Origin of the sequence: Myxococcus sp. CA051A (assembly GCF_013336705.1) — a bacterium.
GTDB lineage: Bacteria > Myxococcota > Myxococcia > Myxococcales > Myxococcaceae > Myxococcus > Myxococcus llanfairpwllgwyngyllgogerychwyrndrobwllllantysiliogogogochensis.
The window spans coordinates 77949-103691 of the sequence record NZ_JABUMS010000013.1 but is presented as its reverse complement, the minus strand read 5'-3'; the positions used below and the strand labels follow the sequence as shown (position 1 = coordinate 103691).

Sequence of the window (25743 nt, the reverse complement as noted above, 5' to 3'; positions counted from 1 at the left end):
TGGTTATCGATGACTGCGATTGGAAGTTGTCATGCCCTCCGGGGAGGGTCAGGGCTTCTTGCCCCGCACCCACCACACCCGAAAGAAATGCAGACGGCGGCCCTGGAAAGTTCCAACCAGCTCGGCCGGGTCTTCCATTGACTCGTAATGACTGGTCAACGCGGGCGGCGGGAGGGGCCCATCTTCTTCCACCCAGAGCACGTCTTTTCCCGGAGGGACGAGTGGTTCTGGCCACACGTCGTACTGGCTGAAGCGCACCAGGCCCGCGGTCCCCACGGGGATGCCCGAGTAGTGGGCAATCATTGACGCGAGCTGGTAGTTGCCGGCGTACACGGCGACGACGTCGCCTGGCTTCATTTCGGGGAAGAGCTTCTCGGGTGCGGACAGCGCGCGCAGCACCTCCCAGCCGTGCGTGCGCCACAGGGCCGTATCGCGCTTGAAGCGCAGCATGGGGAAGAACAGGTGCAGCGTCACGGCGAGCACCACCGCGAGGCCTGAGAACGCCGCCGCGAGCTGCCAGGGGCGCCGCATGCCCGCGACGCCCACGCACACGGAGAGGTAGGCCATGGTCGTCCAGTTGACCTCGCCTCGCGCGCGCGACGCCGCGTAGCCGAAGAACAAAAGGGGCACCAGGGCCGCCATGCGCAGCAGGAACTGCTCGCGAGGTCCTCGCAGCGCGTACACCAGCGCGAGCGGGAAGATGACCGGACCGCCGAAGGCGAACTGGCCTCCGAGGAACTCGCCCAGCGTCTTCCACCCGCCCTGTCCCTCCAGGCCATGGCGGAGCTGGAAGGCGATGCCCACCCAGTCGTGCCGTGCGTTCCACAGCAACACCGGCACGAGGAACAGCGCGGCCAGCACGCCGGTGCCCCAGGCGCCTCGGGGCAGGCGTCGGTGCTTCAGCGCGGTGACGAGGAAGGCCACGCCCAGCAGCACCGCGGGGAACTTGGCCAGCACCGCGAGGCCCGAAGCCAGCCCCGCCCAGAGCCAGCGCTCGCGCCACAGCGCCCACAGCGCGAGCGTCCAGAGCAGCAGCAGGGCGGTGTCCGGTGTGGCCCAGACGCCGGCCACCATGCCTCCGGGCACCACGCTCCACAGGGCCGCCGCGCGCCAGGCGGCTTCACGGCTCTGGTACACGTCCCGGGCCAGTCCCCACACGGCGACCACGGTGCCGGTGCCGCAGAGGAACGCGGTGCCGTGGATGCCGAGCGCGGCGATGAGCCAGGCGATGAGCGGCGGATGGTCGTAGTAGCCCCAGTCGAGCCGCTGGGCCCATTGCCAGTAGTAGGCGGTGTCGAAGTAGACGTCGGTGCCGAGCGCCAACACGACTCTCACCGCGAGGGCGACGCCCAGCAGGGTGAGACACGTCTTGAGGCCGAGGCCGACGGGGGTGGGCGGGGCGGGGGCGGGGGAAACCATGCTCACGTCTTGGGCCCAGCGTACCTCGCTCCCGTTCTCCAGTGGAGGGTTGTGCCCTTGGGGCTTGCCGTGTTTTCCCGGGCTCCGTATGCCGTGCCGTGGCCGTCCCTTGCTTGGAGTCCGCATGTCCTCCCACCCTCCGTCGTCAGGTTCCTCCAACCGTCTGGCCCAGGAGCCGTCGCCGTACCTGCGCCAGCATGCCGGCAATCCCGTGGACTGGTTTGCCTGGGGGGACGAGGCGCTCGCGCGAGCGCGGGCGGAGGACAAGCCCATCCTGCTCTCCGTGGGCTACTCCGCGTGCCATTGGTGTCACGTGATGGCGCACGAGTCCTTCGAGTCGCCCGAGACGGCGCGGCTGATGAACGAGGGCTTCATCAACATCAAAGTGGACCGCGAGGAGCGGCCGGACCTGGACCAGATCTACCAGGGCGTGGTGCAGCTGTTGGGGCAGGGTGGGGGCTGGCCGCTGACGGTGTTCCTCACGCCGGACCTGAAGCCCTTCTACGGCGGCACCTACTTCCCGCCCGAGGACCGCTACGGGCGCCCCGGCTTCCCCCGGCTGCTGATGGCGCTGCGGGACACGTGGGAGAACAAGCGCGAGGAAGTGAAGCGGCAGGCGGAGCAGTTCGAGGAGGGGTTGGGCGAGCTGGCCGCGTACGGCCTTGATGCGGCACCCGGCGTGTTGACGGCGGCGGACGTGGTGGCGATGGGCAAGCGCATGGTGCAGCAGGTGGACCTGGTGCATGGCGGCTTCGGCGGCGCGCCCAAGTTCCCCAACCCGATGAACTTCTCCCTGCTGCTGCGCGCCTGGAGGCGTGGGGGCGGCGCGCCACTGCGGGACGCGGTGTTTCTCACGCTGGAGCGCATGGCGCTGGGGGGCATCTATGACCAGCTCGGCGGCGGCTTCCATCGCTACTCGGTGGACGCTCGCTGGTTGGTGCCGCACTTCGAGAAGATGCTCTACGACAACGCGCAGCTTGTGCACCTGTACGCGGAGGCGCAGCAGGTGGAGCCTCGGCCGCTGTGGCGCAGGGTGGTGGAGGAGACGGTGGAGTACGTGCGCCGCGAGATGACCGACGCGGGCGGCGCCTTCTACGCCGCGCAGGACGCGGACAGCGAGGGCGAGGAGGGGAAGTTCTTCGTGTGGCGTCCGGAGGAGCTTCAGGCGGTGCTGCCTCCGGCGCGCGCGGAGCTGGTGACGCGTCACTTCCGCGTCACGTCCCAGGGCAACTTCGAGCACGGGGCCACGGTGCTGGAGGTCGTGGTGCCAGCGGAGTTGCTGGCGCGCGAGCGGAGCCTGCCGGTGGAGGAGGTCGAGCGCGAGCTGGCGGAGGCGCGTCGGGTGTTGTTCGAGGCGCGCGAGAAGCGCGTGAAGCCGGGCCGGGATGACAAGCTGCTGGCGGGCTGGAACGGGCTGATGATTCGCGGGCTGGCGCTGGCCGCGCGTGTCTTCGAGCGTCCGGACTGGACGAAGCTCGCGGTGTCCGCCGCGGACTTCGTGCTGGCGAAGATGTGGGACGGGACGCGGCTGGCGCGCTCGTATCAGGAGGGGCAGGCGCGCATCGATGGCTTCCTCGAGGACTACGGGGACCTGGCCTCGGGGCTCACCGCGCTCTATCAGGTCACGTTCGACGTGAAGTACCTGGAGGCGGCCGAGGCGCTGGTGAAGCGCGCGGTGGAGCTGTTCTGGGATGAGGAGAAGCGGGCGTACTTCACCGCGCCACGTGGCCAGAAGGACCTGGTGGTGGCGACCTATGGCCTGTTCGACAACGCGTTTCCGTCCGGGGCATCCACGCTGACGGAGGCGCAGGTGGCGCTGGCCGCGCTCACGGGGAACGAGCGACACCTGGAGCTTCCGGCGAAGTACGTGGGGAAGATGCGCGAGGGACTGGTGGCCAATGCGATGGGCTACGGCTACCTGGGGCTCGCGGCGGACTCGCTCTTGGACGGCGCGGCGGGCGTGACGTTTGCTGGGGCGCGCGACGCGGTGGCGCCGCTCTTGAGCGCGGCGAACCATGTCTATGCGCCGACGTTCGCCTTTGGATGGAAGGAGGCGGGCAAGCCCGCGCCCTCGCTGCTCAAGGAGTTGTTCGAGGGGCGCGAGCCGGTGGGCGGGCAGGGCGCCGCGTACTTGTGCCGGGGCTTTGCTTGCGAGCGGCCCCGTACGGACGCGAAGGAGCTGGCCGAGCGCCTGACGGAGACTCCCCCGGGAACGTAAGCGGCGAGCGCGGAACGTGAGGCCCGCGCTCTGAATGGGCGGGTCCAGCGCTTCACCTCGTAAGGTGGCCCGCTGTGTCTCGGCGGGCGCGGGCCGGTGAGGCCCGCGTGCTTCCGCGAGCCAGGACTACTTGACCTCGGTCACCTTCAGCGTGCCGATGAGGGGCGTGATTTCGGCGTTCCCCTCGTAGCCGAAGGCGAAGTGCGTGGCGTCCGCGACGGGCTGGTTGAACGTCGGGTCCAACTGCGTCCACTCACCCACGAACGCCTCCACCCACTCGTGCCAGTAGAGCGCGGGCACGCCGTCCTGGTTCACCATGTAGATGACCCCATCCACGCGCCGAGCGGGGATGCCCGCCGCGCGCAGCAGCGCCACGGACAACAGCGAGTGCTCCGTGCAGTCCCCACGCTTCTGGCGCAGCACATCCGTGGCCCGGTCCGCGCTGGCCCCGTAGTCCTTCTCCAGATGCGTGGCCACCCACGTGTTCACCTTCTGCGCCGCGCGGTACGCGTCCTTCTCGTCACCGATAATCTTCTTCGACTGCTCGCGGATGGCCGGGGCATCGCTCTCCACGATGAGGTTGGACTTGAGGTTCTCCCCCCCATCCGGGTCCGCCACCGGTCGCGGCTTGCGCGCCGCCGTCGAGGGCGCGGCGGCCTGCAACGTCACCTCCACGCTCCCATCCGGCCGCGCGGCGAACTTCTGCCGGTACGTCCCCACGCGGAACTTCTCCGGCAGGCCCGTCACCACCAGCTTCACATTGCCAGGCACCGCCCGCGCGGACTCCGGCAGCGGCTTGGGCAGCACCACGCGGGTGAGGCCAAACACCTCCACCAAATCCATGCGCTTGGCGACGGCCTCCGTCTCCTTGCGCGCCTGCATCGTCTGGCCAAAGTCCACCAGCACCATCTCCCCGCGCTGGGTGACGTAGGAGACCACCGGCACCTTCTCCTTCTGCGAAATGCTGCTGGCCTTGCCCAGCTTCACCTTCACGCCGTTCACCGTCCGCTGCTCGGCGGGCTCCATGGTGGTGGTGAGGCCGTAGGTCTCCAGGTCCATCCCATCCAGCACGAAGCCGTCCACCTTCGCCTTGCGAGTCAGCGCCACGCGCGCCTGGTCCGCGTCCTCGACGCGCTCCTTCGTCGCGGCCACCGGCAGCACCTCGTCCGCGTGGCCCAGGCGCTTGCGCACCACGCGCATGCCGCCCTCGGGCGTGGCCGTGCCCTCCAGCGTCTGGTCCCCGCCGTCGCCTCGCTGCACCACGCTGAAGGACAGCAGGCGTCCGCCGGGCTTCGCCTCGTAGACGCGCTCCTCGCGGTGGTTGCGCTCCGACAGGCGCGTACCGACGAGGGCCTTGAACACGAGCTGGTTGATGCTCTTCACCCGCGCCGGCTCACCGGGCATCACCACCAGGTCCGTGAAGAGCCAGCCCACCTTCTTGTCCATGAGGTACAGACCGAAGAACTCGCCACCCTGGGGGCGGGGAGCCTTCACCACGTCGGACAACGCGGCGGGCGCGGTGGGAGCGGGGGCCTGGGCCCAGGCGGCGGAGGCGCCCGTCAGCAGGGCGCACAGGGACACGAGGGCCAGGGACATCGGTCGGAGCGTGCGAGTCATCACGCCCCTTCTAACGGGGGAGGCGGTCAAAGTCTTCAACCGCCCCACACCCCGTGCGGTGGCCTACAGCCGCTTGGTGAGGATGATGAGGTCGTCCCCCACCTTGTAGAAGTCGCGGATGCGCGCTTCCTCGCCGTACTTCATGGACGCGTAGAAGCCGCGCGTCGGGCCGTAGGCCTCCGTCGCGCTCGTCTCCACGCGGATGAGCCGGCCGTTGCGCCGACGCAGGTCTCCCTCCATCGCGGACACCAGCGCCGCGCCCACACCCTGACCGCGCACCTCCGGAGAGGACGCAATCCAGTACAGGTCGTAGCAGTCCTCCGTCATCGGCGTGGGGCCGTAACAGACGTAGCCAACCAGCTGGCCGTCCCGGTCCGCGACGATGATGGCGTAGTCCGTGTTGCCCGGCGTAAGCGCGATGCCGACCAGCTCGATGGCGACCTCAACCTCCTGCGGCGAGAAGGTTTCGATCTTTCGAATCAGCGCGGCGAGGGGCTCCCGGTCCTTTCCTTCGATGGGACGGATGTCCATGGGCTCTTTCGGAAGCGACCTCCACCAGTCGGGCGGCGAGGGCTGGGTAGTCCAGGCCCGCGGCGGCAGCGGCTCTGGCGAACCCCGCACCCGGATGAAGGTCGCAGTTGGGGTTGATATCGATGACGTAGGGCACACCCTCCGGAGACACCCGAAGGTCGACCCGTCCATAGTCCTGACAGTCGAGCGCTGCAAAGGCTTCCAGCGCGACCTGCACACAACGAGCTTCCAGCGCCGCATCCACCTGGCACGGCCCGGCGGGCGTATCCCGGTACTCGGGAGAGCCCTCCTCCCACTTGGCGCTGTACGACACGATGTTCGGCCGGTCCTCGAAGGTCCGACCGAAGTGGATTTCAGTCAACGGCAGCGCACGGCGCGGCTGGTTTCCCAACAGCGGCACGTAGATTTCGCGGCCGGGGATGAACTGCTCCACCAGCGCGGGCTGGTGGAAGGTGCGCAGCACCGCCTCGCAGGCGCGCACCAACGCGGAGCGCTCGTACACGACGGAGTCTCCCGTCACGCCCATGCTGGCGTCCTCGCGCGCGGGCTTGACGATGAGGGGCCAGGGCAGGTCCACCGCCAGCGCGTCCTCCAGCCGCTCCACCACGCGGAAGGCGGGCGTGGACACGCCGCGCGCGCTGAGCAGCTCCTTCGCCTTGGGCTTGTGCAGCGCGAGCCCCAGCGACAGGGCGGACGAGCCGGTGTAGGCCAGCCCCAGCGCATCCAGCAGGCAGGGGACCGCCATCTCTCCCCGGCTGTCCGCGGCGAGCGACTCGCAGAGGTTGACGACGAGGTCCGGCTGCCGGCGCCGCAGGATGTCCACGAAGTCCAGCCGGTCACCCTCGATGGCGAGCGGCTCGGCGACGGTGTCTCCCTGGGTGAGCGCTTCCGAGAGCGCGGCGGCGACTCGCACCACGTCCTCTCGGGCCTCCCGTCCCGGGTCATCCTGGAGGAGCTCGTGGTCGCGGTTGTGCAGCAGAATGATGTGCATTCGGAGGTGCCGGGAGGGTTACCACGTCCCCCGTTCCGAGCCCAGTCCACTGGTGACGGTTGGTTACCTCCTGGGCTACCTCCCGGAAGGGCTTGCAGTACGGTGGACTACCTCCGATAGGGGTATCCAGGAGTATGGAAAGGGCACCATGCGCATCCGCGACCCCATCCACGGCACCATCCCGGTGAGCGAGTCGGAGAAGGCCGTCATCGACAGCCGCCACTATCAGCGGCTCCGCTACGTGCGACAGCTCGGCTTCGGGGACCTGGCCTTCCCGGGGGCCACGCACACCCGGCACATCCACTCCCTGGGCGCCATGCACGTCGCCTCGCGGGTGTTCGGGGCGGTGGCCGCCCGCTCGTCGCTTCCCGAGGACGTGCGCGAGCGCTTCTGCACCGCCGTCCGCCTGGCCGTCCTCTGTCATGACCTGGGCCACATGCCGCTGTCGCATGCCTCCGAGCGCATCGCCCCGAAGCGCTCACTGCTGCGCCTGCCCGGCTGGCTGGACTCGGTGGCGGAAGGCGAGCAGGCCACCCACGAGGACTACACGGCGAAAATCCTGCTCGACAGCTCCCTGACTCCCATCATCGAGCGCGAGTTCGGCGCCCAGGGCATCACCCCCATGGGCGCGGTGGCGCTGATTACGGGGGCAAAGCCGCCCAAGGACCCAGGCTTCACGTGGGATGGCGTGGACTGGACGCCGCTGCTGCGCGCCATCGTCTCCGGCGAGCTGGACGCGGACCGCATGGACTACCTGCTGCGCGACTCCTTCTACACGGGGGTCAACTACGGCCGGTACGACATGGATTGGATCATCGGCAACCTGAACCCGGCGGTGAAGGACGGGCGGGCCTACCTCGCGCTGAGCCGGGCGGCGGCGTTCGCCTTCGAGGACTTCCTCCTCAGCCGGTACCACATGTTCGTCTCGGTGTACCTGCACCACACGTCGGTCAGCTTCGACTACATGCTGCGGCGCTACTACGAGGAGTCGCCCGGCGAGTTCGAGATTCCGTCGGACCCGGAGGCCTTCCTGCTCTGTGACGACTCCGCGCTCTGGTACACGCTGCGCCGCTCACGCAACAAGTGGGCTCAGCGCATCATCACCCGTCAGGGCTTCAAGCTGCTGGCGCAGTACACGGAGCGGGATGCCGGGTATGACCTGGACGTGCTGCGCAGCGCACTCGTCTCGTCGGGCTTCGAGCACTACGTCGTCGAGTCCGTGAATGTCCTGAGCAAGTACGCCTCCGGGCCCGCGAGCCCGGGGCCGAGCCTGTTCATCATCGACGCGTCCACCGGACGGCTGACGGAAGTGGCGCGCTACACGGCGCTGTACCAGCGCTACAGTGGGGCCGTCCGCCTCACGCGGCTGTTCGTGCGGCCGGACCAGTCGGAAGCAGCGCACGAGCTGATGGGCCAGCTCCTCGGTCAGGCGGTGCAATCATGAGTGAGCGTCTTCCCGGTCTGGGCCTCGGCCTGGACCTGAGCCATGTCCCCGCCGAGCCCCGCGCCTCCGCGGTGGCGCTCCTGTACCGGCGCGTGGGCCCGGGCGTGGAGGTCTACTGGGTGAAGCGCGGCAAGGCGCTGGCGTTCGCGGGCGGCTTCTACGCGTTCCCCGGAGGCAAGCTGGACAAGGCCGACGCGGATGTCCCCGTGCGGGGCGTCAGTGGAGAGGAGGCCGCGTTGCGCTCGGCCGCCGCGCGCGAGCTCTTCGAGGAAGCTGGCGTGCTGATGGCCGAGGGCGCCGAGGCGCTCTCCCAGGAGAAGCAGGACGCGCTGCGAAAGGCGCTGCTGGCGGGACAACGCGGCTGGGGCGAGCTGCTCCAGAGCGAGGGCCTGGCGCTGCGCGCCGAGGACTTCCGTGTCGCGGGGCGGTGGATTACTCCGCACGCGGTGCCGGTGCGCTTCGACACGCACTTCTATCTGGTGGAGCTGCCGCCGCACGCCCGCACGGAGCTGTGGCCTGGAGAGCTGTCGGAGGGCGCGTGGGTGTCGCCCGCGCTGGCGCTGGCGCGCTGGGGTGACGGCTCCGCGTTGCTTCATCCGCCCGCGGTGCATGCGCTCCAGGTGCTCGGAACCTTCACGGACGAGGCGGACGCGAGGGCGCGGCTGGCGACGCCGCCGTACTGCCCGGGCTACATCGCCCAGCGCATCGAGTTCCAGCAAGGCGTGCGCGTGGTGGCGCTGGAGACGCCCACGCTGCCGCCCGCCACACACACCAACGCGTATGTGCTGGGCAACGGCGAGCTGCTGCTGGTGGACCCGGGCTCCGGAGACGTGAAGCAGTACGCGAAGCTGCTGTCGCTGGTGTCGGGCTTGAAGGCGGACGGGCTCAAGCCGGTGGCGGTGGTGCTGACGCACCACCATGGCGACCACGTCGGCGGCGCGCGCGCGGTGAAGGAGCGGCTGGGCATTCCGCTGTGGTGCCATGCGAAGACGGCGGAGTGGCTCGACTTCCCCGTGGAGCGGTTGCTGGAGGACGGCGAGGTGCTGGAACTGGCGGGGGAGGTGCCCCAGCGCTGGCGGGTGCTGCACACGCCCGGGCACGCGCGGGGCCACATCTGCCTCGTGGATGAGCGCAGCCGCGCGGCGGTGGTGGGAGACATGGTGGCCGGCGTGGGCTCCATCGTCATCGACCCGCCCGAGGGCAACATGCGCGACTACCTGGCGCAGCTCGCCCGGCTGCGCGACTGGCCCGTCGGCACGCTGTATCCCGCGCATGGCCAGCCGTTGCCGGACGGGCCCGCGAAGCTCCAGGAGTATCTGAATCACCGCGCCCAGCGCGAGGCGCTCATCCTCCAGGCGGTGCCGCCCGAGGGTGTCACGCTGGCGCAGGTGGTGGAGCGGGCCTACGCGGACACGCCGCCGTTGCTGCATCCGGTGGCGGAGCGCAGCGCGCTGGCCACGCTGGAGAAGCTGGTGGCCGAAGGTCGCGTGCGTGAGGAGTCGCTGCAGTACTTCCGCATCGGCGCGTGAGCCGGAGGGGCGGCCTTCAGAACCGCCCCATCAGCCCCAGTCGTGGACCGTGCTCGGTCATCCCCGCGACGGGCAGCAGCCTCACGCCGGAGTCATGCCGCGTCTGCGCGGGCGTCGTCACGGGGCGCTGCGACTGGTGGGACAGCTCGTAGCCCGTGGTGGCTCCGGCGACGGGGAGCAGCAACAGGAGCGCGGCGAGCGCCTTGTCGTCATCGTTGGCGCCAAGGATGAGCGAGCCCAGGAGCGCGCCGCCCCAGCCCACCAGGCTTCCTCCGACGGTGGCGAGCAGCGTGCCCTTGCCGTCCATGAGCCGGCCGCCCGCCCAGGTGCCCGCGGGGATGCCGATGACGACGCCGGTGAGGCCACCCACCAGCGAGACGACCTGACACTCGTCGCAGCCCACCGTGGGCGCGCCGAGCAGATAGCCCACCACCAGGCCCACGGCGCCGCCCGCGATTCCGCCCGCGGTTCCTCCCACGAACTCCACCGCGACGCGGGGCACCGGGTCCTCCACGGCGGCCTTTCGGCTGGGCCGGGCCTCTTCCGTCACCTCGGTGCCGGCGGGCGGAGTGGGGGTGGCCTGGGTGTCGTCGTCCTGGTCGTCCCGCGACGTGCTGTCTCCTGGCGAGACGGGGACGAGCGGGGGAGGCGACAGCTCCGGAGCGGGGCGCTGGGCCGGCTCGTCCTCCTGGGGGACGGGCTGACCCCGGGCGGAGCCTGTGCTCGACAGGAGCAGGACGACCAGCCAGGCGGAGAGCGCGCGCGAAAACCTCACCCGCACAAACTACCGCAAGGCCGGGGGTGTCGTCGCGTCAACTGGCGGACACCTCGGTGACACGGTCGGCGCGAGCCCGGCGCCGCAGCAGCACCAGGGCCACCGGCGCGGCGGCCAGCAGGGCCTGGGGCAGCAGGGACACGAGGTCCGGGTAGATGCCCAGCAGGTCCAGGGTGAAGAAGCGCACGGGCACCAGCGGCAGCGCTCCCACCTCCTGGAGCGAGTGCAGGCCCTTGCCCAGCAGCATCACCGCCGTGACGACGAGGACCACCGTGGACACGTTGAACAACGTCTTCATGGGCAGGCGGAAGCCCAGCCGGTTGATGAAGAGGACGAGGATGGCGAGCGCCACCACTCCCACCAGCGAGCCCCAGGCCACGCCCTCGGGCGAGTCCAGCGCCAGGCCCTGGAGGAAGATGGCCGTCTCGAAGCTCTCGCGCAGCACCGCGGTGAAGGCGATGAGGAACAGGCCCACCATGCTGCCGCGGCCGAGCGCGCCCTGCATCTTCTGGCGCAGCTCGCCCATGAACTGGCTCATGTTGGAGCGTGCGTTGAGCCACATCGCGGCGTACACCAGCATGCCCACCGCCACGAGCGCGGCCACGCCCTCCAGCCACTCGCGCTGCGCGCCGGCCAGCAGGTGTCGGCCGAGCAGGTAGGCCCCAGCGCCCACCACCAGCGCGGACATCCAGCCGGCATGCACCACGCGCACGTGCTCGGTGGCCTTCATCTTCTTCAGGGCCGCCAGCAGCGCCGCGACGATGATGGTGGCCTCGAAGCCCTCGCGCAGCAGGATGAACACGGTGAGCCACAGCGTGGACACCAGGTCCGCCGCGGTGCCGCTGCCCCGGCGCGCCTGGTCCAGGAGCGACACCAGCTCACGGCCCTCGTCCTGGAGGCGCGGACTGCCGTTCTCCGCCGCGAGCCGCGCGTTCAGGAACCCCTGCTCCAGCTTGAGCACCAGCGCCGAGTCCCGTGAGCTGAGCTTGGGCTCCACCGGCTCCAGGCCATTGAGGTACGCATCCAACAAGGCCGCCTTCGCCCCGGCCGCGTTGCCCGCCGCGCCCTGCCGCAGCGCCTCCTGCACGCCGTCGCGAGCAATCATCAGCGAGCGCTCCTCGTCCACTTGCGGCAGCTCGCGGCGCAGGCACGCGAGGTGCTCCGCGCCGAACGACTTCACCAGCTCGTCATCCGTGGTGTTCGCCAGCCGCTCCAGCGACGCTCGCGGCGGAGCGCCCTCGCACGGCGGCTGGCGCAGGGTGAAGACGAAGAAGGCCAGCGACCAGCGCTCGTCCTCGCTCAGCGTGGGATAGGCCGGCATCGCGGTGCCCGGCACGCCGAAGCTGGTGGTGTTGAAGGCCTTGTAGGGCGTGAGGCCGCCCATCAATTCCGCGTCGCGGAAGTTGGCGGGCTGGGGCTCCATGGTGGCGGCGATGGGCAGGTTGGCGCTGCCGTCCGCGCCGTGACAGGCCGCGCAGTTCGTCTGGAAGAGCTTCTCGCCGAGCTTCAGGTCCGGCGGGTGACGCGGGCTGCGAGCAAGGCCCCCGGCGAGCACCAGGTCCTCCACCAGCGCGCCGCAGTCCCGGCTCACGCCCTCCGCGTCGCGCGACTGGTCCACGCGCGCCTGGATGGCCTTCACACGTGGGACGAAGACCGCCGCCGCCGCGCCCAGGCCCTGGGCCGCGTCCACCGCCTCGGCCGCGAAGCTCTTCTGCTCCGCCAGTTCGAACGCAGACTGGGACTCGATGGCGGCCGGATAGTCCGCCTCCAGGTACTGGAGGATGCCCACCAATCGGTGCCACGTCCGCTCATCCGCGCCGGCCTCGCCCGCCACGGCCGAAAGAGGCACCGCGAGCACGAGGCACAAGGCGACGGAGACCACACGATTCATGGTCCTCGTCTACCAGCGGGGGATGAGGGTTTCAATTTTGCGAATCAATATCAAAACGGGCGTTTCAAGCGCGCGAAGGGGCGGTGGTGCCGGCAGTGAAGTTGCCAGGGCCTGTCCACTGCTCGACTTCCAGGGAATGGATGCGCAGGCGAGCGAGGCGCCAGTCACCGCCCCGCAGGCAGCCGATGGCGAGGGAGCCGATGGAGAGCGCGCCGATGGCGACGGCTCCGACGGCGAGTGCGCCGAGCGCGGTGGCGCCCAGGGCGCTGGCTCCGACGGCGAGTGCGCGGAGGGCTCGGGCGCGCAGGGGCCTCCGGATTCGCTGGGCGTCGAGCTGACGGGAGAGGCGAGCAAGCGTGGCGGTGTTGGCGAGCGCGAGTCCGGTGGCACCGGCCAGCGACGCCGTGCGCAGGGTGCGGCCCATGAGGTGCTGCGGCAGCGGGAAGGTGAGGGTGGTCAACATGCCGTTGGAGGTGGACACGGCCTCGCGTGGGAGCCACCCGACGGCGCCCGGTGCGCTGCCTGGCGGACGAGCGACGGAAGGAGGGATGTGCCCCTCAGCGCTCGTAGGTGAGGAACGCGTACGGAGGCTCTGACTCCGGGTGCTGCTCTTCCTCGACGAGTCGCCAGCCGGACAGGTCGACCTCCGGGAACAAGATGTCGCCCGGGTAATCGCGAGCGATGCGCGTGAGGTAGAGGCGCTGCACGCGGTCCATCGTCTGGGCGTAGAGGTCCGCGCCGCCCGCGATGAAGACCTCGTCATCGCCTCGGGCCCGCGCCTGTTGGAGCGCCTGCTCCACGGAGTGGGCCACCGTCACACCATCGGGCGCGAAGTCCTGCCGGCGCGTGACGACGATGAAGGCGCGGCCCGGCAGCGGACGGCCAATGGAGTCATACGTCTTGCGGCCCATGATGAGCGTGTGGCCCATGGTGAGTCGCTTGAAGCGCGCGAGGTCCGCGGGCAGTCGCCACGGCAGCTGGTTGTGGGCGCCGATGACGCGGTTGGATGCCAGGGCGACGATGGCAGACAGCTTCATACGGCGACCGGGGCCTTGATGGCGGGGTGCGGCTCGTAGCCTTCGAGCTGGAGGTCCTCGTACTTGAAGGCGAACAGGTCCTTCACGTCCGGGTTGAGACGCAGGCGGGGCAACGGCCGAGGCTCGCGCGAGAGCTGCTCACGGGCCTGTTCGACGTGGTTGAGGTACAGGTGCGCGTCGCCCATCGTGTGGATGAACTCGTGCGCCTCCAGGCCCGTCACCTGCGCCACCATCATCGTCAGCAGCGCGTACGAGGCGATGTTGAAGGGCAGCCCCAGGAAGAGGTCCGCGCTGCGCTGGTAGAGCTGGCAGGACAGACGCCCGTTGGCCACATAGAACTGGAAGAGGACGTGGCACGGCGGCAGCTTCATGTCCGGCAGGTCCGCCACGTTCCACGCGCTGACGAGGTGCCGGCGCGAGTCGGGGTTCTTCTTCAGCCCGTCGACCAGGGCCTTCATCTGGTCGATGTGGGCGCCGTCCGGCGCGTTCCAGGAGCGCCACTGGTGGCCGTAGACAGGCCCCAGCTCGCCGTGTGCGTTGGCCCACTCGTCCCAGATGGTGACGCCGTTGGCCTGGAGCGTGCGCACGTTGGTGTCGCCCGCGAGCATCCACAGCAGCTCGTGGAAGATGGACTTCACGTGGAGCTTCTTCGTGGTGACCAGCGGGAAGCCGCGCGTCAGGTCGAGCCGCAGTTGTGGGCCGAAGACACTGAGCGTGCCCGTGCCGGTGCGGTCGCCCTTCTTCGTTCCGTGCTTGAGGACGTGGTCGAGCAGGTTCAGATAGGGCTGCATGGGGCCATGCCGTCTAGGCGCCGCTGCCTCGCGGATCAAGCCCCGTGTCGCGCGAACTGCCAGCTACCCCGCAGAATGTCGCATGTCTCCGCGCATGCACCGACGCGCCTTCTCATTGGACGTGTGGCGCGCACCACCGGTACAAGCCGGAAACATGAAGATTTATACCAAGACGGGTGACGCGGGAGAGACCGGCCTGTTCGGGGGCGGTCGCGTCGCGAAGGATGACGCCCGCGTGGACGCGTACGGCGAGGTGGATGAACTCAACGCGACGCTCGGGCTCGCGAGGGGCTTCACGCTGCCGCAGGAGCTGGACGCGATGCTGCACCGGCTCCAGGACCAGCTGTTTACAGTGGGCGCGGTGATGGCGACGCCGGCGGGCACGAAGGCGTCCGCGCACATCCCGGCGCTCAAGGCGGACTGGGCGGAGGACATGGAGCACGCCATCGACCGCTTCGAGAGCGAGCTGCCGAAGATGACCCACTTCATCCTGCCCGGAGGCACGCAGGGGGCCGCCGCGCTGCACCTGGCGCGCACCGTGTGCCGTCGCGCCGAGCGCCGCGCCGTCCCGCTGCTGCGCGACGGGACGATTCCGAAGGACGTGGTGGTTTTCCTCAACAGGCTCTCCGACCTGCTCTTCGTCATGGCGCGCGTGGCCAACCACCGCGCCAATGTGCAGGACGTGAAGTGGATTCCGGAGAAGCCCTCCGCGTCGTAGCGCTCCCAGGTTCGCCGTCGTGCTGCCCACCGCCCATCTTCGCGACCTCGCCCGGTCCGTTGGCTTCGACCTCGTGGGCTTCGCTCGCGCGGAGCCCATTCCTCCCACCTTCCTCATGGAGTGGCTGGAGGCGGGCTTCGCGGCGGACATGGACTGGATGGGCGAGCGAGCCGCCGAACGACTGGACGTGGACAGGCTGCTTCCGGGCGCCAGGACGGTCATCTCCTTCATCAACAATTACTGGCGTGATGACGAGGAGTCGGTGGGCTCGCCCATCGCCCGGTATGCGCGGGGACGCGACTACCACTCCACGCTGCGCGACAGGATGAAGTCCTTCCGCAAGGCCGTCACCGTGATGTTCCCCGGCCTGGGGACGTACGGGAGCGTGGACAGCGGCCCGCTGATGGAGAAGGTGTGGGCGGCGCGCGCGGGGCTCGGCTACGTGGGGAAGAATGGCTGCTTCATCACCGAGCCGTATGGCTCGTGGGTGCTGCTGGCCACGCTCATCCTCGATGCCGAGGTCGACGACTATGGGACGGGGCCCGCGGCGGACCGGTGTGGCGCGTGTCGCCGCTGTCTCATGTCCTGTCCCACGGGCGCGCTGGTGGGCAACGGCCGTGTGGACGCGCGGGCGTGCCTGTCCTACCAGACCATCGAGAACCGCGAGCAGCAGGTGCCGGAGGCCTTCCGGCTCAAGTTCGACAACCTCATCTTCGGGTGCGACATCTGCCAGCAGGTGTGTCCGCTCAACCGGCGGCCGGTGTTCGCCGAGCACCCGCGCTTCGCGCCGCGCGCGGTGGCGGAGCTGGGGACGCTGGAGCTGGCGGGGCTGACACCGACACAGTACGAGCAACTCATCCCCGGTACAGCGCTGGCACGTGCACGGTACGATGTGCTTCGCCGCAACGCTGTGTACGCGCTGGGCGTGGCCAGGCAGGCGGACTCGCGATACCTGCTCGAAAAGCTCTGCGGCGATTCGAGCGAATTGGTACGTACCGCGGCGCAATGGGCGCTCTGCAAGCTCGACCCCTGAACTCCTCCGAGTCTTCGCTTCGCGGGGTGTACGCCGCGTTGCTCATCCAGGTCATCATCAGCGCGGGGACGTACCTGGCCGCGAAGCGGGCCATGACGGAGCTGCCGCCGCTCACCGTGGTGTTGTGGCGCTTTTGTCTGAGCGGGTTGGTGTTCGTCGCGCTGCTCCTGGTGCTGCCCGGGCCCAAGCTGCCGCCGCGCGATGCCTGGCGCCGCATCTTCGTCCTGGGGCTCCTGGCGGGCCCGGTGAACCAGGTGTTCTTCTTCACCGGCCTGTCACGCTCCACCGCCGCGCATGGCGCGCTCCTCTATGCGCTCACGCCGCTGGGCGTCTATCTCTTGAGCCTGGTGCGAGGACAGGAGCGGGCCTCCACGCGGACGTTGCTGGGCATCGCCACCGCCTTCGCGGGCGTCGTGGTGTTGCTGCTGGGACGAGGGCTGGCGGATGCACGCGGCTCCCTGTTGGGGGACGTGCTCATCCTCGGCGCGGTGCTGGCCTGGGTGGCCTACACGACGGAGGGGAAGCCCTTCGTCGCCGTCCACGGTCCGCTGCGCGCGACGGCGTGGTGCATGACGATGGCCACGGTGTTGATGCTGCCCTTCGCTCCGTTCGTGGCAAAGCCCGAGGCGTTGATGGCCGCGAGCCTGGCGGCCAAGGGCTGCATCGTCTACCTGGGGCTGCTCACGTCGGTGGTGGCGTACGTGCTCTGGTACTACGCGCTGTCGAAGGTGTCGGCGTCGAAGGTGGCCATCTTCTCCAACCTCCAGCCCGCGGCGACGGCGCTCGCGGCCTGGGCGCTGCTGGACGAGGCCCTGCACTGGGAAATCGTGGTGGGTGGGTTGCTCGTCCTGGCGGGCGTGCGGCTCACCCAGACGGTGATGGCCCGTGCTCCGCCGACGGCGCCCCTGCCTCCCGTGGCGGGGCGCCCGGCGACCTGAGTGGCTACTGAGGGTCCCAGCCCGCGTTCACCGTCACCCGGTCCAGTGCGCGCACCGTGACGTAGGGGACGAAGCCCGCGGCACGCGAGCGCGTGTACGCATCCGCGACATGGGCGGACTGGGTGGCGTAGTCGGTGGACAGCACCAGCTTCCCCGCGGCGCGAACCCGGGCGGCGTTGGCGCGGTTCTCCGCGCACCAGGACGCGTCACAGGCGACGTCGTCGGACCAGTACATGTCCTCCATGCCCAGGCCGTCGATGACGGGCAGGTACGCCGTGTCGTCGATGAGCTCCGGGGAGTTCTGCGGCACCACCTTGAAGGCCGGGTTGCGCGCCTTCGCGTACTGGCTGATGCGGGCGATGAGGGCCACCATCTTCCGAGCGAGGTCGGCGCGGTTGGTCCCCGCGGAGTTGGCGGGAATCTCCTCGTACGTCACCACCATGTCCAGGTAGCAACCGGTGAAGCCCGCGGCGAGCGCGCGGTCGATGCGGCCCTGGACGATGGGCCACCAGCGCTCGTCCCAGTACTTCACGTACTGCTCATCGGGCCAGCCATCCACGGGGCCGAGCTTCAGGTCCGCGGGCACCTGACTCCACTCGGGACGGTACTCCTCGATGGCGCCAATCTCGAAGTAGGCGAGCACCTGCTTGCCGCCGGACTTGAGCGCGGAAATCTCGGCGGCGGTGAAGTAGCCGCTCGAGCCATCCCGCACCAGTTCGACAATTGCGAGGTCGAACTTCGAGGCCGCGATGGCGTCGAGCTTGCCCTGGGGATAGTTCGTGAGCTGGTACGTGAAGCTGCTGACGCCCTCCCAGGGGACGGGAGTGCCCGCGTCGGTGGTCGTGCCCGCGTCCGTCGGGGTGCCCGCGTCCGTGGGGACTCCCGCATCGGTGGGCGTGCCCGCGTCCGTCGGAGTCCCGGCGTCCGACGCCGCCACCTGCACTCGCACCACGAGCAGGTCCAGCAGCGACGCATCCGCCGAGGACTCCGTGCGGTAGCGCAGCTTCACGGGGCCGCCGGAGAGGAACCGCGCGGGGGAGGGGAGGGCCAGTGACGTGGCGGACCACTTCCACGACAGCGCGAAGGCGTTGTCACCCACGATGACCCAGGTGCTCGTCGTGTAGTCCCACGCCTCGAACAGCCAGCGCATCTCCGACTTCAGGGGGCCTCGGAAGTTCACGCCCACCTCGGCCGCGACGACGGTGTCGGCGCTCACGCCCGTGGGCAGCGGGTAGGTGCACGTGGCGGAGCTGTTGGCGGCGAACTCGACGTACTCCGCCCAGCGGTCCTGCGTGCCCGACAGCGTCTGGGTGTGCAGGCCCTGCACGCCCTGGCCCGAGCCGATGGAGCCGCGCGCGAGCTGGAGGGTGGAGCAGGTGAGGGTCTGCGCATTGGGGAGAATCGCGCCGCGCTCGTCATCGAGCGTGTCACGCGTGTTGCTTCCTCCACAGGCGGTCAGCAGGACAAGACAGGGCCACATCAACCAATTCACGACGACTCGCATGCAACGTCTCCTAGGGGTGTGGGAACGCGGCGGGCATTAACGTCGTGCGCGTGGCACCAGCAAGGCGAAGTGGATGCGAGCACGCTCGATACGCAAGGCCCGCGCTCCCTCGCTGGAACATTCGTTTCCGCCTGGACGGCTCGCATCCGTGGGAGGGGTGGTGCATGGACGGAGCGGTGCTCCGTGGTGCGGTGGCGCACGGCTTCGGTCTGCGTACACTCGCGTGATGCTTCGTGCGGGTGAGGACCTGTTCCAGGTGGAGGAGCGACTGTGGATGCTGACGGCGCCCACGGGCCAGGGCATCTACGACTTCGGCTTCGACAGGTTCTTCCCCTGCCGTCGCCCGTATCAACTTCCCGAATCGCTGGAGGTGGTGGCGCGCGTGGGCGTGTGGAACGACTACGCCGAGCGCCACCGCGAGCTGGCGTCGGAGGGTGTGCGACTGGTGCATTCGCCGGAGCAGCACCTGTTGGCCACGGAGCTGCCGCACTGGTACCCGAGGCTCACGGACCTCACGCCGCGCAGCGTCTGGTACGACGAGCGGCCAGATGCGAAGACGGTGGAGGACGCGCTCGGCTGGCCCGTCTTCGTGAAGGGTGAGCGACAGACGAGCCGCCACCGCAAGTCACTCTCCATCATCGAGGGGCCCGAGCAGTTCGAGCTCGCGATGGCGGCCTATGCGAAGGACCCCATCCTCCACTGGCAGCGCGTGGTGTGTCGCGAGCTGCGCCCGTTGCGCCGGGTGGAAGAGGGCGCGCCGGACCGCATCCCCAGCTCGTTCGAGTTCCGCACCTTCTGGTGGCGCGGTGAGCTGGTGGGGTGGGGGCCCTACTGGTGGCAGGGCTCGCCGTACACGATGAACGAGCTTGAGCAGCGCGAGGCGCTCGCCCTCGGGCGCGAGGTGGCGCGCCGGGTGGACGTCCCGTTCTTGGTGGTGGACGTGGCGCAGGAGGTCTCCGGCCGCTGGATTGTCATCGAGTGCAACGACGGCCAGGAGAGCGGTTACGCGGGCGTCTCACCCTTCGCGCTGTGGCGGAACATCCTGGAGCTGGAGCGCGCGCGCTGACCGGGGCGGAACTCAGTCCCCGTTGGGGTCCCACTCGGAGATATCGGTCTTGGGCTCTGGTGGAACCGAGGGGCGCAGCGGGTTGGACGGCGGGGGCGCGGGCTTCTTCGTGGCGGCGACGGGCGCGGGCGCCGGCTCGTCGTCGAGCAGCGGGTCCTTCTTCTCGTCGTCGCTGGCGGCGATGGTGGGCGCGGGCTTCGCGGGCGCGGGCTTCACGGGCTCCATCCGGGGCGTCGGCTTCGCGGAGGCCGTGGGCGCGGGCGGCGCATCCAGCGGCTCCAAGTCACTGAAGTCGGGCTCGGCCTCGGGCGCGGGCTTCGCGGGCGCGGGCTTCGGCTCGGAGTCCGCGGCGCGGTAGACACCCTGCCGCGACACCGGGGGCACGGGCGTGGTGTCGACCGGCGCCGCCGGTTGTACTTCCTCTGGGGGGGGACGGGTGTCCTCGGCGGGGATGCTGTCCGCGCGGTAGCCGTCGCGACGCCCCCGGACCGAGTCCCTGTCCGGACGCGCGTCGCCGAACGGGTCTTCCTCACGGTTCGTCGTGCGCCGGGGCTCCGAGTCCGTCGAGTCTCCGAACGGGTCCTCTTCCCGACTCACGGGCTGCTTCGAGGAGGGACGCCTGCGACGAGGCTCGTCCGCCACCACGCTGTCGGGCAGGCCGCGCAGCGACGAGTGCCGGTCGCTGCACTCACCGCGGTTCTCCGTGCAGATGCCCAGGCACTGGGTGAGCTTCTTCACCGTGCGCCCGCTGCCTCCGTACTCGATGGAGCAGTCCTCCTTGCAGGTGGCGTAGTCCTCCTGACAGCCGGAGGGGACGGCGCCGCGCTGGGCGCTGGCGGGGGTGGCGGCGAGCGCCAGAAGCAGGAAGGGCAGGAGACGCATGGCAATTTCGAAAACTACCAGTCTTCGTGCCTCCCGGCGCCAGGGGGGCGCGCTATGGTTCAGGGGCGCGGCCGGAGCGCCAAGAGGAGGAACATGGCTGTCAGGGTGGGCATCATCGGGAGCCATGGTCTGGAGCAACTGTTGGGGCTCTCTGGTCGGTTGGAGACCCACACCCTCGAAACCCCCTTTGGTCCCCATGCGGGCCCCCTCATCTCGGGCGAATTGGACGGCGTCTCCGTCGTCTACGTACCCCGCCACGGCGCGGGTCACGTCTTCAACGCCACCCGGGCCCCCTACCGCGCCAACCTCTTCGCGATGAAGCAGCTGGGCGTCACCCACGTCCTGGCCACGGGCACGGTGGGCAGTCTCCAGGAGCACCTGCCGCCGCTCCAGCTGGTCGTCCCGGACCAGGTCATCGACCGCACCTACCGCCGGCCCTGCACGTTCTACGACGACCTCGCGGTCCACGTGGAGCTGGGGTCTCCCTTCTGCGGCACGCTCCGTCAGGTCCTCGCCAACGCGGCGGCCAGCAGCGGCGCAGTGGTGGCCACCCAGGCGACGTATGTTTGCGTCGAGGGACCCTCGCTCAGCACGCGCGCGGAGAGCCTGCTGTACCGGCAACTGGGCGCGGACCTGGTGGGGATGACGGCCATGCCCGAGGCGCGGCTCGCCCGGGAGGCGGAGCTCCACTACGCGCTGGTGGCGCTGCCCACGGACTACGACTCGTGGCAGCCCCTGCCTCCAGGCCAGGAGCACGAAGCCCTCCTGGCGCGCCTGTCCCACAACGTGCAGGCCGTCACCGCCAAGGGCGCCGCGCTCATCCGCCGCGCGCTGCCCCGTATCGCCGAGGCTCCCTCCGCCTGCCGCTGTGACTCCGCGCTGGCGCTGGCCCTGTGGACCGAGCGCTCCCGCATCCCGGATGAGGTGCGCTCCCGGCTTCGTCCACTGCTGGGCAGATATCTTCCGCCGAACGTCGTCTAGCCGGGCGAGAGCCTGCTCGGCCGCCTGCTGCCGATAGGCGTCGCGAACCCCACCTTCCGTTACCCGAGAGTCGGGAGCGAGGAGGGAAGGATGCGGCTGCCGCGGCTCAAGTACCTGACCTGGCGCGAGTTCACCCGGCGCTTCGTGAAGGAGTTCCAGGAAGACACCGTCACGGACATCGCGGCGCAGCTCTCCTACTACCTGCTGTTCTCGCTGTTCCCGTTCCTCTTCTTCCTCGTCACGCTGGTGGCGTACCTGCCCTTCGCGCCGGGCGCGGTGGACGCGATGTTGGAACGCGTCCGTCCGCTGGTGCCCGGGGATGCGCTGGGCCTGGTGACGCAGCACCTGACGTCGCTGGTGCACCAGCCCCGGCCCAAGCTGCTCACGGTGGGTCTGCTCGTGGCCCTGTGGTCGGCCTCGCGGGGCGTGGACGCCCTGCGCAAGGCGCTCAACCTGGCCTACGACGTGCCCGAGTCGCGCCCCGTGTGGAAGACACAAGGGCTGGCCATGGTGATGACGCTCATCGGCACCCTGCTCATCCCGCTGTCCTTCGCCGTGTTCCTCCTGGGCGGCAAGCTGGGGGCGTGGCTCGCGACGCGGCTGCACGTGCAGGAGGCCTTCTACGTCCTCTGGTCCTGGGTGCGCTGGCCGTTCACCGCGGGGCTGGTGATGCTGGTGCTGTCGCTCTGCTACTACCTGCTGCCGGACGTGAAGCAGCGCTTCAAGTACATCACCCCCGGCTCCATCTTCGGCACGCTGGTGTGGATGGCGAGCACGTGGGGCTTCACGCAGTACGTGGAGCACTTCGGCAAGTACAACGTCACCTATGGCTCCATCGGTGGCGTGGTGGTGCTGCTGTTGTGGCTCTACATCTCCGGGCTGGTGTTCATCCTCGGCGGAGAGCTCAACGCCATCCTCGAGCACGCCTCGGCGGAGGGGAAGGAGAAGGGCGCGCGCCAGTTCGGCGAGCCCGCTCCAGCAGAGCCTCCCATCAAGACGCCGGGGGCCGCCAAGAGCGCGGCCAGTGCGAAGCGCTCCCGGCTGGCCTTCTGGCGCTGGCGGCGGCGCGTGGCCCGGGGGAAGTCCCCCGAGCCCTCCGCGGCGGAGTTGGAGCGCGGGCCTCCGTCCACGCTGCACTGAGCCCGGGCGGGGAGGTTACTTCCCGCCCAGCTTCTGCTTGATGGCGGGCAGCTGGCCCGGGCTGTTGTTGCTGCCGCGCAGGTTCTTCTTGGCGATGAACTCCTGAAGGTCGGAGATGCGCTGCTTGTTGGTGGGGTGGGTGCTCAGCCACTTCATGACGCCCGGCGTATTGCCTTCCTGGGCCTGGAGCTTCTGGAAGAAGCTGATGAGTCCCTTCGGGTCGAAGCCGGCGCCGGAGGAGTAGCGCGCGCCGTACTCGTCGGCCTCCAGTTCCTCGCTGCGGCTGTGGGCCAGCATGGCGCCACCACCGACGAGCTGCGCGGCGACCTGCGCGGCCGCGCCCGGGTTCTGTCCCAGCGCCAGCTGGGTGACGGTCTGCAGACCCATCTGGTTCACCATGGCCCGCGCCGAGTGACGGCCGACGACGTGGCCCGCCTCGTGCGCCATGACGCCCGCAAGCTCCGCCTCCGTGTCGGCGGCGAGGATGAGGCCCGTGTAGACGTAGAGGTAGCCGCCCGGCGTGGCGAACGCGTTCACCGTCTTCGGGTCGTCGATGACGTTGATCTTCCACTTCACGCCCGGCCGGTCCTTGGTGGCCTGCTTGATGATGGGCGCGGAGAGGTTGCGCACGTACTCGACGATGGTCGGGTCCTGCACGTATTTGATCTTCTCCTTCTGCTCGAGCTCCTTCTTCACCTGCTGGCCGATCTCCTCTTCCTGCTCATCGGAGACGAAGGTCTTCGCCAGAGCCTTCTCCGCCTGGACGCGCTGCGTGGTGCAGCCCGTCGTCACTCCCATGAGGAGGGCGAGGCTCCATACCGCCGAGAGAATCCGCTGCATGACCGAGGACGCCTTTCTTTGCCGGTTGATGCGTTGAGAGAGCGACTGCCCGGACTCTTGGGCAGCGTCCACCTCCACGGCAAGTCCCTCGTGTGGGTTCCGGCGGAATGAGTGAGGCTCGGGACTCCTGGCTCACGGGGGCGGGAGGGCTCGTGCGCCTCGCGGTACACCCGCCGAGCCTTGTCGTGTCATGCGAGCAGCCGGAGATTTCGGGGTGGCGGGTGTCGAAAGGAATGGGCACCCGAGGAGGTCGTGATGTCGCGTCCGGTCTGGGTGGGCTCGCTGAGCTTCGGCCCCGTGACGCTCCCGGTGAGGGTGCACGGCGCCGTCGTGTCCCGGCAGGTCCAGTTCCATCTGCGGCACGACGCGGACGGCGCGTGCATCCAGAACAAACGGGTGTGCTCCGCGGACGGTGAGGAGGTGCCGCTGGAGCACGTGGTGCGGGGCTACACGCTGGCGGACGGCCGGCAGGTCACCGTGACGAGCGGGGAGCTGGAGGCTCTGGACCCCATGGCCAGTCAGGTCATCGCGCTGGAGAAGTTCGTGGACCCCGCGCGGGTGGACTCGCTGTTGGTGGATACGTCGTTTCATCTGATGCCCGCGAAGGGCGCGGAGCACGCGCACGCGCTGCTGGCTGCTGCGCTGCGGGAGTCGGGCCGCGTGGGCGTGGGACGGTGGGTGCTGTACCAGAAGGGGCACCTGTGTCTCGTGCGGCCGCATGCGCGGGGGCTCGTGTTGTCCACGCTGCACGCCGTGGACGAAGTGGTGTCGCGGGAGCAGCTCTCCGAGCAGGGGATGGCGGAGGCCGCCGTCGAGCCCGGGGAACTGGAGGCGACGCTGCGACTCATCGAGGCGCGCTCCGCCGACTTCGAGCCCGGGCGCTACCCGGATGTCCACCGCGAGCGGGTGCTGGCGTTCCTGGAGCGCAGGGCTCGTGCGCAGGCGCGGACGCGACGTGGGCCTCGGCCCGCTCCCGAGGTGACTCCGCGCGAAGCCGAGACGGGGGCATTGTTGGGGGTGCTGGAGCGCGGGGTGGCCGCGCTTCGGGCGGGACAGCCGCTGCCGTCAGTGGAAGGGGCGCTGAGGCTGCGCCCCCGGGTGGCGGCCCGCGAGGTCCGGGAACGGGGAGGAGACACCCCGACCCCCGAACGGGAGTCGACCCCAGACGGGGTGGATGACGAGGGCGGTGAGCCCGCGCCCTGAGGAGATGGCTCGATGGATGCGTGCCGCGTCGCACGGTCCTCCGGGGGCCACCTGCCCTGACCTGATGGGTCCATGCCGTTTCGAGCGGCGCCCCGGAAACCCAGGACTGCTGATCGCCGCCGGGATGCGTCCCTCTTCTTGCCCGGGCCCACCGGGGTCGTTCCGCTCCCAGGCCCGTCCGAGAACCTGTCGCCGGGGCCTGGGGTGGGGGTGCTCGGGGCACCGCCGCCAGCGCCCCGGGGCATGTGCGCGAGACGACAGGCGCAAGAAATGCGTGGGCTGGGAGGGCGCCGGTGCTATGTGCCCGAGCGGATGCCTGAGTTACCCGAAGTGGAAATCGCCCGGCGCAATCTGGTGCGCTGGTTCGATGGACGACGCCTCGTGCGCGCGGATGCGGATGACACCCGCGTCTTTCGCGGCGCCGAGCGCGGCCACTTCGCGTTGCTTCACGGCCGGCTGGAGTCCCTCGTCCGGCGGGGCAAGTACCTCCTCTTCGCCTTCGAGGAAGGCCGAGGACTCCTCGGCCACCTGGGCATGACGGGCAAGTTCGTCCGGCGCTCCGAAGGCGATGTCGTCCCCTACAGCCGCGCCCGCTTCCACCTGGACAACGGGCAGGTGCTCCATTTCGCCGACGCGCGCATGTTCGGCCGTATGGAGCCGACGCCCTCCGCGGGCCTGCGCTCCCTGGACGTCGTGAAGGCCCTGGGCCGAGACCCGCTGGCGGATGGCCTCACCTCCGGCCAGCTCGAACAGGCCGTGGCGTCCTCGAAGCAGGACCTGAAGATCGCCCTGATGGACCAGGCGCGCATCGCCGGCCTGGGCAACATCCACGCCGCGGAGGCCCTGTTTCGCGCCGGCCTCCACCCCGCCCGGAAGCCCTCCACCCTCACCCCGGACGACTGGAAGCGGCTGGTCCAGGCCATCCGGGCCAGCATCGACTTCGGCCTCGAGGAGCAGCAGGGCGAGGAGCCCGTGTACCTCGAGGATGGAGGCTCCGAGAACCCGTTCCTGGTGTATGGGCGCGGTGGCGGCCCGTGCTCCAAGTGCGCCTCGCCGGTGGAGTCCTTCACCCAGGCCGGACGCACCACTTATGCCTGTCCGAAGTGCCAACCCCGGGGGAGGACAGGGAAATGACCCTGGACGTCCTGTCGTTGACGGCGCGAACTCGCGTCCCGGTTGGCGTTGACACCCCCCT

23 protein-coding genes are annotated in these 25743 nt (G+C 69.7%); 11 read left to right on the top strand and 12 right to left on the bottom strand.

Annotation, left to right across the window (positions count from 1 at the left end; translation table 11 throughout):
* Positions 1–48: 48 nt before the first annotated feature.
* Complete coding sequence (locus HUA74_RS31905; protein ID WP_174457564.1) at positions 49–1419, bottom strand: glycosyltransferase family 39 protein; 1371 nt, start codon at positions 1417–1419, stop codon at positions 49–51.
* 124 nt (positions 1420–1543) lie between these two features.
* Between HUA74_RS31905 and HUA74_RS31900 the strand changes: the two genes are divergently transcribed.
* Positions 1544–3637, top strand: coding sequence for a thioredoxin domain-containing protein (locus HUA74_RS31900; RefSeq protein WP_174457563.1), 2094 nt, complete (start codon positions 1544–1546; stop codon positions 3635–3637).
* Positions 3638–3763: 126 nt separating this feature from the next.
* Here the strand turns inward: HUA74_RS31900 and HUA74_RS31895 are convergent, their stop codons facing one another.
* From HUA74_RS31895 to HUA74_RS31885, 3 genes are all read right to left on the bottom strand, one after another.
* Positions 3764–5254, bottom strand: a complete 1491-nt coding sequence (locus tag HUA74_RS31895) for a transglutaminase family protein (RefSeq protein ID WP_174457562.1) — start codon at positions 5252–5254, stop codon at positions 3764–3766.
* Between the two features lie 63 nt (positions 5255–5317).
* Entirely contained in the window at positions 5318–5785 is a 468-nt protein-coding gene (locus HUA74_RS31890; RefSeq protein WP_141646654.1) for a GNAT family N-acetyltransferase, read from the bottom strand.
* Positions 5697–6776: an ATP-grasp domain-containing protein gene (locus HUA74_RS31885; protein WP_141646655.1), complete on the bottom strand. Its 1080-nt coding sequence runs from the start codon at positions 6774–6776 to the stop codon at positions 5697–5699. Before HUA74_RS31885 ends, HUA74_RS31890 begins: the two co-directional genes overlap by 89 nt.
* Before the next feature lie 148 nt (positions 6777–6924).
* On the opposite strand from HUA74_RS31885, the gene HUA74_RS31880 reads away from it, so the two are divergent.
* On the top strand, positions 6925–8220 hold the full coding sequence (locus HUA74_RS31880; RefSeq protein ID WP_141646656.1) for an HD domain-containing protein: 1296 nt from the start codon (positions 6925–6927) through the stop codon (positions 8218–8220).
* On the top strand, positions 8217–9749 hold the full coding sequence (locus HUA74_RS31875) for an MBL fold metallo-hydrolase (RefSeq protein ID WP_174457561.1): 1533 nt from the start codon (positions 8217–8219) through the stop codon (positions 9747–9749). The genes HUA74_RS31880 and HUA74_RS31875 overlap by 4 nt, the downstream gene beginning before the upstream one ends.
* Before the next feature lie 16 nt (positions 9750–9765).
* Here the strand turns inward: HUA74_RS31875 and HUA74_RS31870 are convergent, their stop codons facing one another.
* The 5 genes from HUA74_RS31870 to HUA74_RS31850 all read right to left on the bottom strand — a co-directional run bounded on the left by HUA74_RS31870 (position 9766) and on the right by HUA74_RS31850 (position 14243).
* Entirely contained in the window at positions 9766–10524 is a 759-nt protein-coding gene (locus HUA74_RS31870; RefSeq protein ID WP_174457560.1) for a GlsB/YeaQ/YmgE family stress response membrane protein, read from the bottom strand.
* A 37-nt stretch (positions 10525–10561) separates the two neighbouring features.
* Complete coding sequence (locus tag HUA74_RS31865; protein ID WP_174457559.1) at positions 10562–12415, bottom strand: FTR1 family protein; 1854 nt, start codon at positions 12413–12415, stop codon at positions 10562–10564.
* Between the two features lie 64 nt (positions 12416–12479).
* Positions 12480–12896, bottom strand: coding sequence for a hypothetical protein (locus HUA74_RS45210; RefSeq protein ID WP_217443613.1), 417 nt, complete (start codon positions 12894–12896; stop codon positions 12480–12482).
* A 76-nt stretch (positions 12897–12972) separates the two neighbouring features.
* Positions 12973–13452: a dihydrofolate reductase gene (locus HUA74_RS31855; RefSeq protein WP_174457558.1), complete on the bottom strand. Its 480-nt coding sequence runs from the start codon at positions 13450–13452 to the stop codon at positions 12973–12975.
* On the bottom strand, positions 13449–14243 hold the full coding sequence (locus tag HUA74_RS31850) for a thymidylate synthase (protein ID WP_174457557.1): 795 nt from the start codon (positions 14241–14243) through the stop codon (positions 13449–13451). The genes HUA74_RS31855 and HUA74_RS31850 overlap by 4 nt, the downstream gene beginning before the upstream one ends.
* Before the next feature lie 154 nt (positions 14244–14397).
* Between HUA74_RS31850 and HUA74_RS31845 the strand changes: the two genes are divergently transcribed.
* Genes HUA74_RS31845 through HUA74_RS31835 form a run of 3 tightly spaced genes read left to right on the top strand, consistent with a single transcriptional unit; the run spans position 14398 to position 16932 of the window.
* On the top strand, positions 14398–14961 hold the full coding sequence (locus HUA74_RS31845; protein WP_141646662.1) for a cob(I)yrinic acid a,c-diamide adenosyltransferase: 564 nt from the start codon (positions 14398–14400) through the stop codon (positions 14959–14961).
* A 19-nt stretch (positions 14962–14980) separates the two neighbouring features.
* Positions 14981–15994 (top strand): tRNA epoxyqueuosine(34) reductase QueG, encoded by a 1014-nt coding sequence (gene queG / locus HUA74_RS31840; protein ID WP_141646663.1) that lies wholly within the window; start codon positions 14981–14983, stop codon positions 15992–15994.
* Complete coding sequence (locus HUA74_RS31835) at positions 15967–16932, top strand: DMT family transporter (protein WP_174457556.1); 966 nt, start codon at positions 15967–15969, stop codon at positions 16930–16932. The genes queG and HUA74_RS31835 overlap by 28 nt, the downstream gene beginning before the upstream one ends.
* A 4-nt stretch (positions 16933–16936) precedes the next feature.
* Here the strand turns inward: HUA74_RS31835 and HUA74_RS31830 are convergent, their stop codons facing one another.
* Positions 16937–18436 carry an endo alpha-1,4 polygalactosaminidase gene (locus HUA74_RS31830; protein WP_174457555.1) on the bottom strand — a complete coding sequence of 500 codons (1500 nt, stop codon included), beginning with the start codon at positions 18434–18436 and terminating at the stop codon, positions 16937–16939.
* 226 nt (positions 18437–18662) lie between these two features.
* Between HUA74_RS31830 and HUA74_RS31825 the strand changes: the two genes are divergently transcribed.
* Entirely contained in the window at positions 18663–19502 is an 840-nt protein-coding gene (locus HUA74_RS31825; protein ID WP_174457554.1) for an ATP-grasp domain-containing protein, read from the top strand.
* A gap of 12 nt (positions 19503–19514) precedes the next feature.
* Here HUA74_RS31825 and HUA74_RS31820 read toward each other — a convergent pair whose 3' ends face one another.
* Positions 19515–20384, bottom strand: a complete 870-nt coding sequence (locus tag HUA74_RS31820) for a hypothetical protein (RefSeq protein ID WP_174457553.1) — start codon at positions 20382–20384, stop codon at positions 19515–19517.
* Between the two features lie 93 nt (positions 20385–20477).
* Between HUA74_RS31820 and HUA74_RS31815 the strand changes: the two genes are divergently transcribed.
* Both HUA74_RS31815 and HUA74_RS31810 read left to right on the top strand, forming a co-directional pair.
* Positions 20478–21365, top strand: a complete 888-nt coding sequence (locus tag HUA74_RS31815; RefSeq protein WP_174457552.1) for an MTAP family purine nucleoside phosphorylase — start codon at positions 20478–20480, stop codon at positions 21363–21365.
* Positions 21366–21455: 90 nt separating this feature from the next.
* On the top strand, positions 21456–22505 hold the full coding sequence (locus HUA74_RS31810; RefSeq protein ID WP_174457551.1) for a YihY/virulence factor BrkB family protein: 1050 nt from the start codon (positions 21456–21458) through the stop codon (positions 22503–22505).
* Positions 22506–22520: 15 nt separating this feature from the next.
* Here HUA74_RS31810 and HUA74_RS31805 read toward each other — a convergent pair whose 3' ends face one another.
* Positions 22521–23345, bottom strand: a complete 825-nt coding sequence (locus tag HUA74_RS31805) for a M48 family metallopeptidase (protein ID WP_141646670.1) — start codon at positions 23343–23345, stop codon at positions 22521–22523.
* A gap of 255 nt (positions 23346–23600) precedes the next feature.
* Between HUA74_RS31805 and HUA74_RS31800 the strand changes: the two genes are divergently transcribed.
* Complete coding sequence (locus tag HUA74_RS31800) at positions 23601–24548, top strand: Ku protein (RefSeq protein ID WP_174457550.1); 948 nt, start codon at positions 23601–23603, stop codon at positions 24546–24548.
* 312 nt (positions 24549–24860) lie between these two features.
* On the top strand, positions 24861–25682 hold the full coding sequence (gene mutM / locus HUA74_RS31795) for a bifunctional DNA-formamidopyrimidine glycosylase/DNA-(apurinic or apyrimidinic site) lyase (RefSeq protein ID WP_141649521.1): 822 nt from the start codon (positions 24861–24863) through the stop codon (positions 25680–25682).
* The last annotated feature ends 61 nt before the right edge of the window (positions 25683–25743 follow it).

Coding starts and splice junctions, on each gene's coding strand:
- HUA74_RS31905 (WP_174457564.1), bottom strand. CDS start 1,419: ATGGTTTCCCCCGCCCCCGCCCCGCCCACCCCCGTCGGCCTCGGCCTC.
- HUA74_RS31900 (WP_174457563.1), top strand. CDS start 1,544: ATGTCCTCCCACCCTCCGTCGTCAGGTTCCTCCAACCGTCTGGCCCAG.
- HUA74_RS31895 (WP_174457562.1), bottom strand. CDS start 5,254: ATGACTCGCACGCTCCGACCGATGTCCCTGGCCCTCGTGTCCCTGTGC.
- HUA74_RS31890 (WP_141646654.1), bottom strand. CDS start 5,785: ATGGACATCCGTCCCATCGAAGGAAAGGACCGGGAGCCCCTCGCCGCG.
- HUA74_RS31885 (WP_141646655.1), bottom strand. CDS start 6,776: ATGCACATCATTCTGCTGCACAACCGCGACCACGAGCTCCTCCAGGAT.
- HUA74_RS31880 (WP_141646656.1), top strand. CDS start 6,925: ATGCGCATCCGCGACCCCATCCACGGCACCATCCCGGTGAGCGAGTCG.
- HUA74_RS31875 (WP_174457561.1), top strand. CDS start 8,217: ATGAGTGAGCGTCTTCCCGGTCTGGGCCTCGGCCTGGACCTGAGCCAT.
- HUA74_RS31865 (WP_174457559.1), bottom strand. CDS start 12,415: ATGAATCGTGTGGTCTCCGTCGCCTTGTGCCTCGTGCTCGCGGTGCCT.
- HUA74_RS31855 (WP_174457558.1), bottom strand. CDS start 13,452: ATGAAGCTGTCTGCCATCGTCGCCCTGGCATCCAACCGCGTCATCGGC.
- HUA74_RS31850 (WP_174457557.1), bottom strand. CDS start 14,243: ATGCAGCCCTATCTGAACCTGCTCGACCACGTCCTCAAGCACGGAACG.
- HUA74_RS31845 (WP_141646662.1), top strand. CDS start 14,398: ATGAAGATTTATACCAAGACGGGTGACGCGGGAGAGACCGGCCTGTTC.
- HUA74_RS31835 (WP_174457556.1), top strand. CDS start 15,967: ATGGGCGCTCTGCAAGCTCGACCCCTGAACTCCTCCGAGTCTTCGCTT.
- HUA74_RS31830 (WP_174457555.1), bottom strand. CDS start 18,436: ATGCGAGTCGTCGTGAATTGGTTGATGTGGCCCTGTCTTGTCCTGCTG.
- HUA74_RS31825 (WP_174457554.1), top strand. CDS start 18,663: ATGCTTCGTGCGGGTGAGGACCTGTTCCAGGTGGAGGAGCGACTGTGG.
- HUA74_RS31820 (WP_174457553.1), bottom strand. CDS start 20,384: ATGCGTCTCCTGCCCTTCCTGCTTCTGGCGCTCGCCGCCACCCCCGCC.
- HUA74_RS31815 (WP_174457552.1), top strand. CDS start 20,478: ATGGCTGTCAGGGTGGGCATCATCGGGAGCCATGGTCTGGAGCAACTG.
- HUA74_RS31810 (WP_174457551.1), top strand. CDS start 21,456: ATGCGGCTGCCGCGGCTCAAGTACCTGACCTGGCGCGAGTTCACCCGG.
- HUA74_RS31805 (WP_141646670.1), bottom strand. CDS start 23,345: ATGCAGCGGATTCTCTCGGCGGTATGGAGCCTCGCCCTCCTCATGGGA.
- HUA74_RS31800 (WP_174457550.1), top strand. CDS start 23,601: ATGTCGCGTCCGGTCTGGGTGGGCTCGCTGAGCTTCGGCCCCGTGACG.
- mutM (WP_141649521.1), top strand. CDS start 24,861: ATGCCTGAGTTACCCGAAGTGGAAATCGCCCGGCGCAATCTGGTGCGC.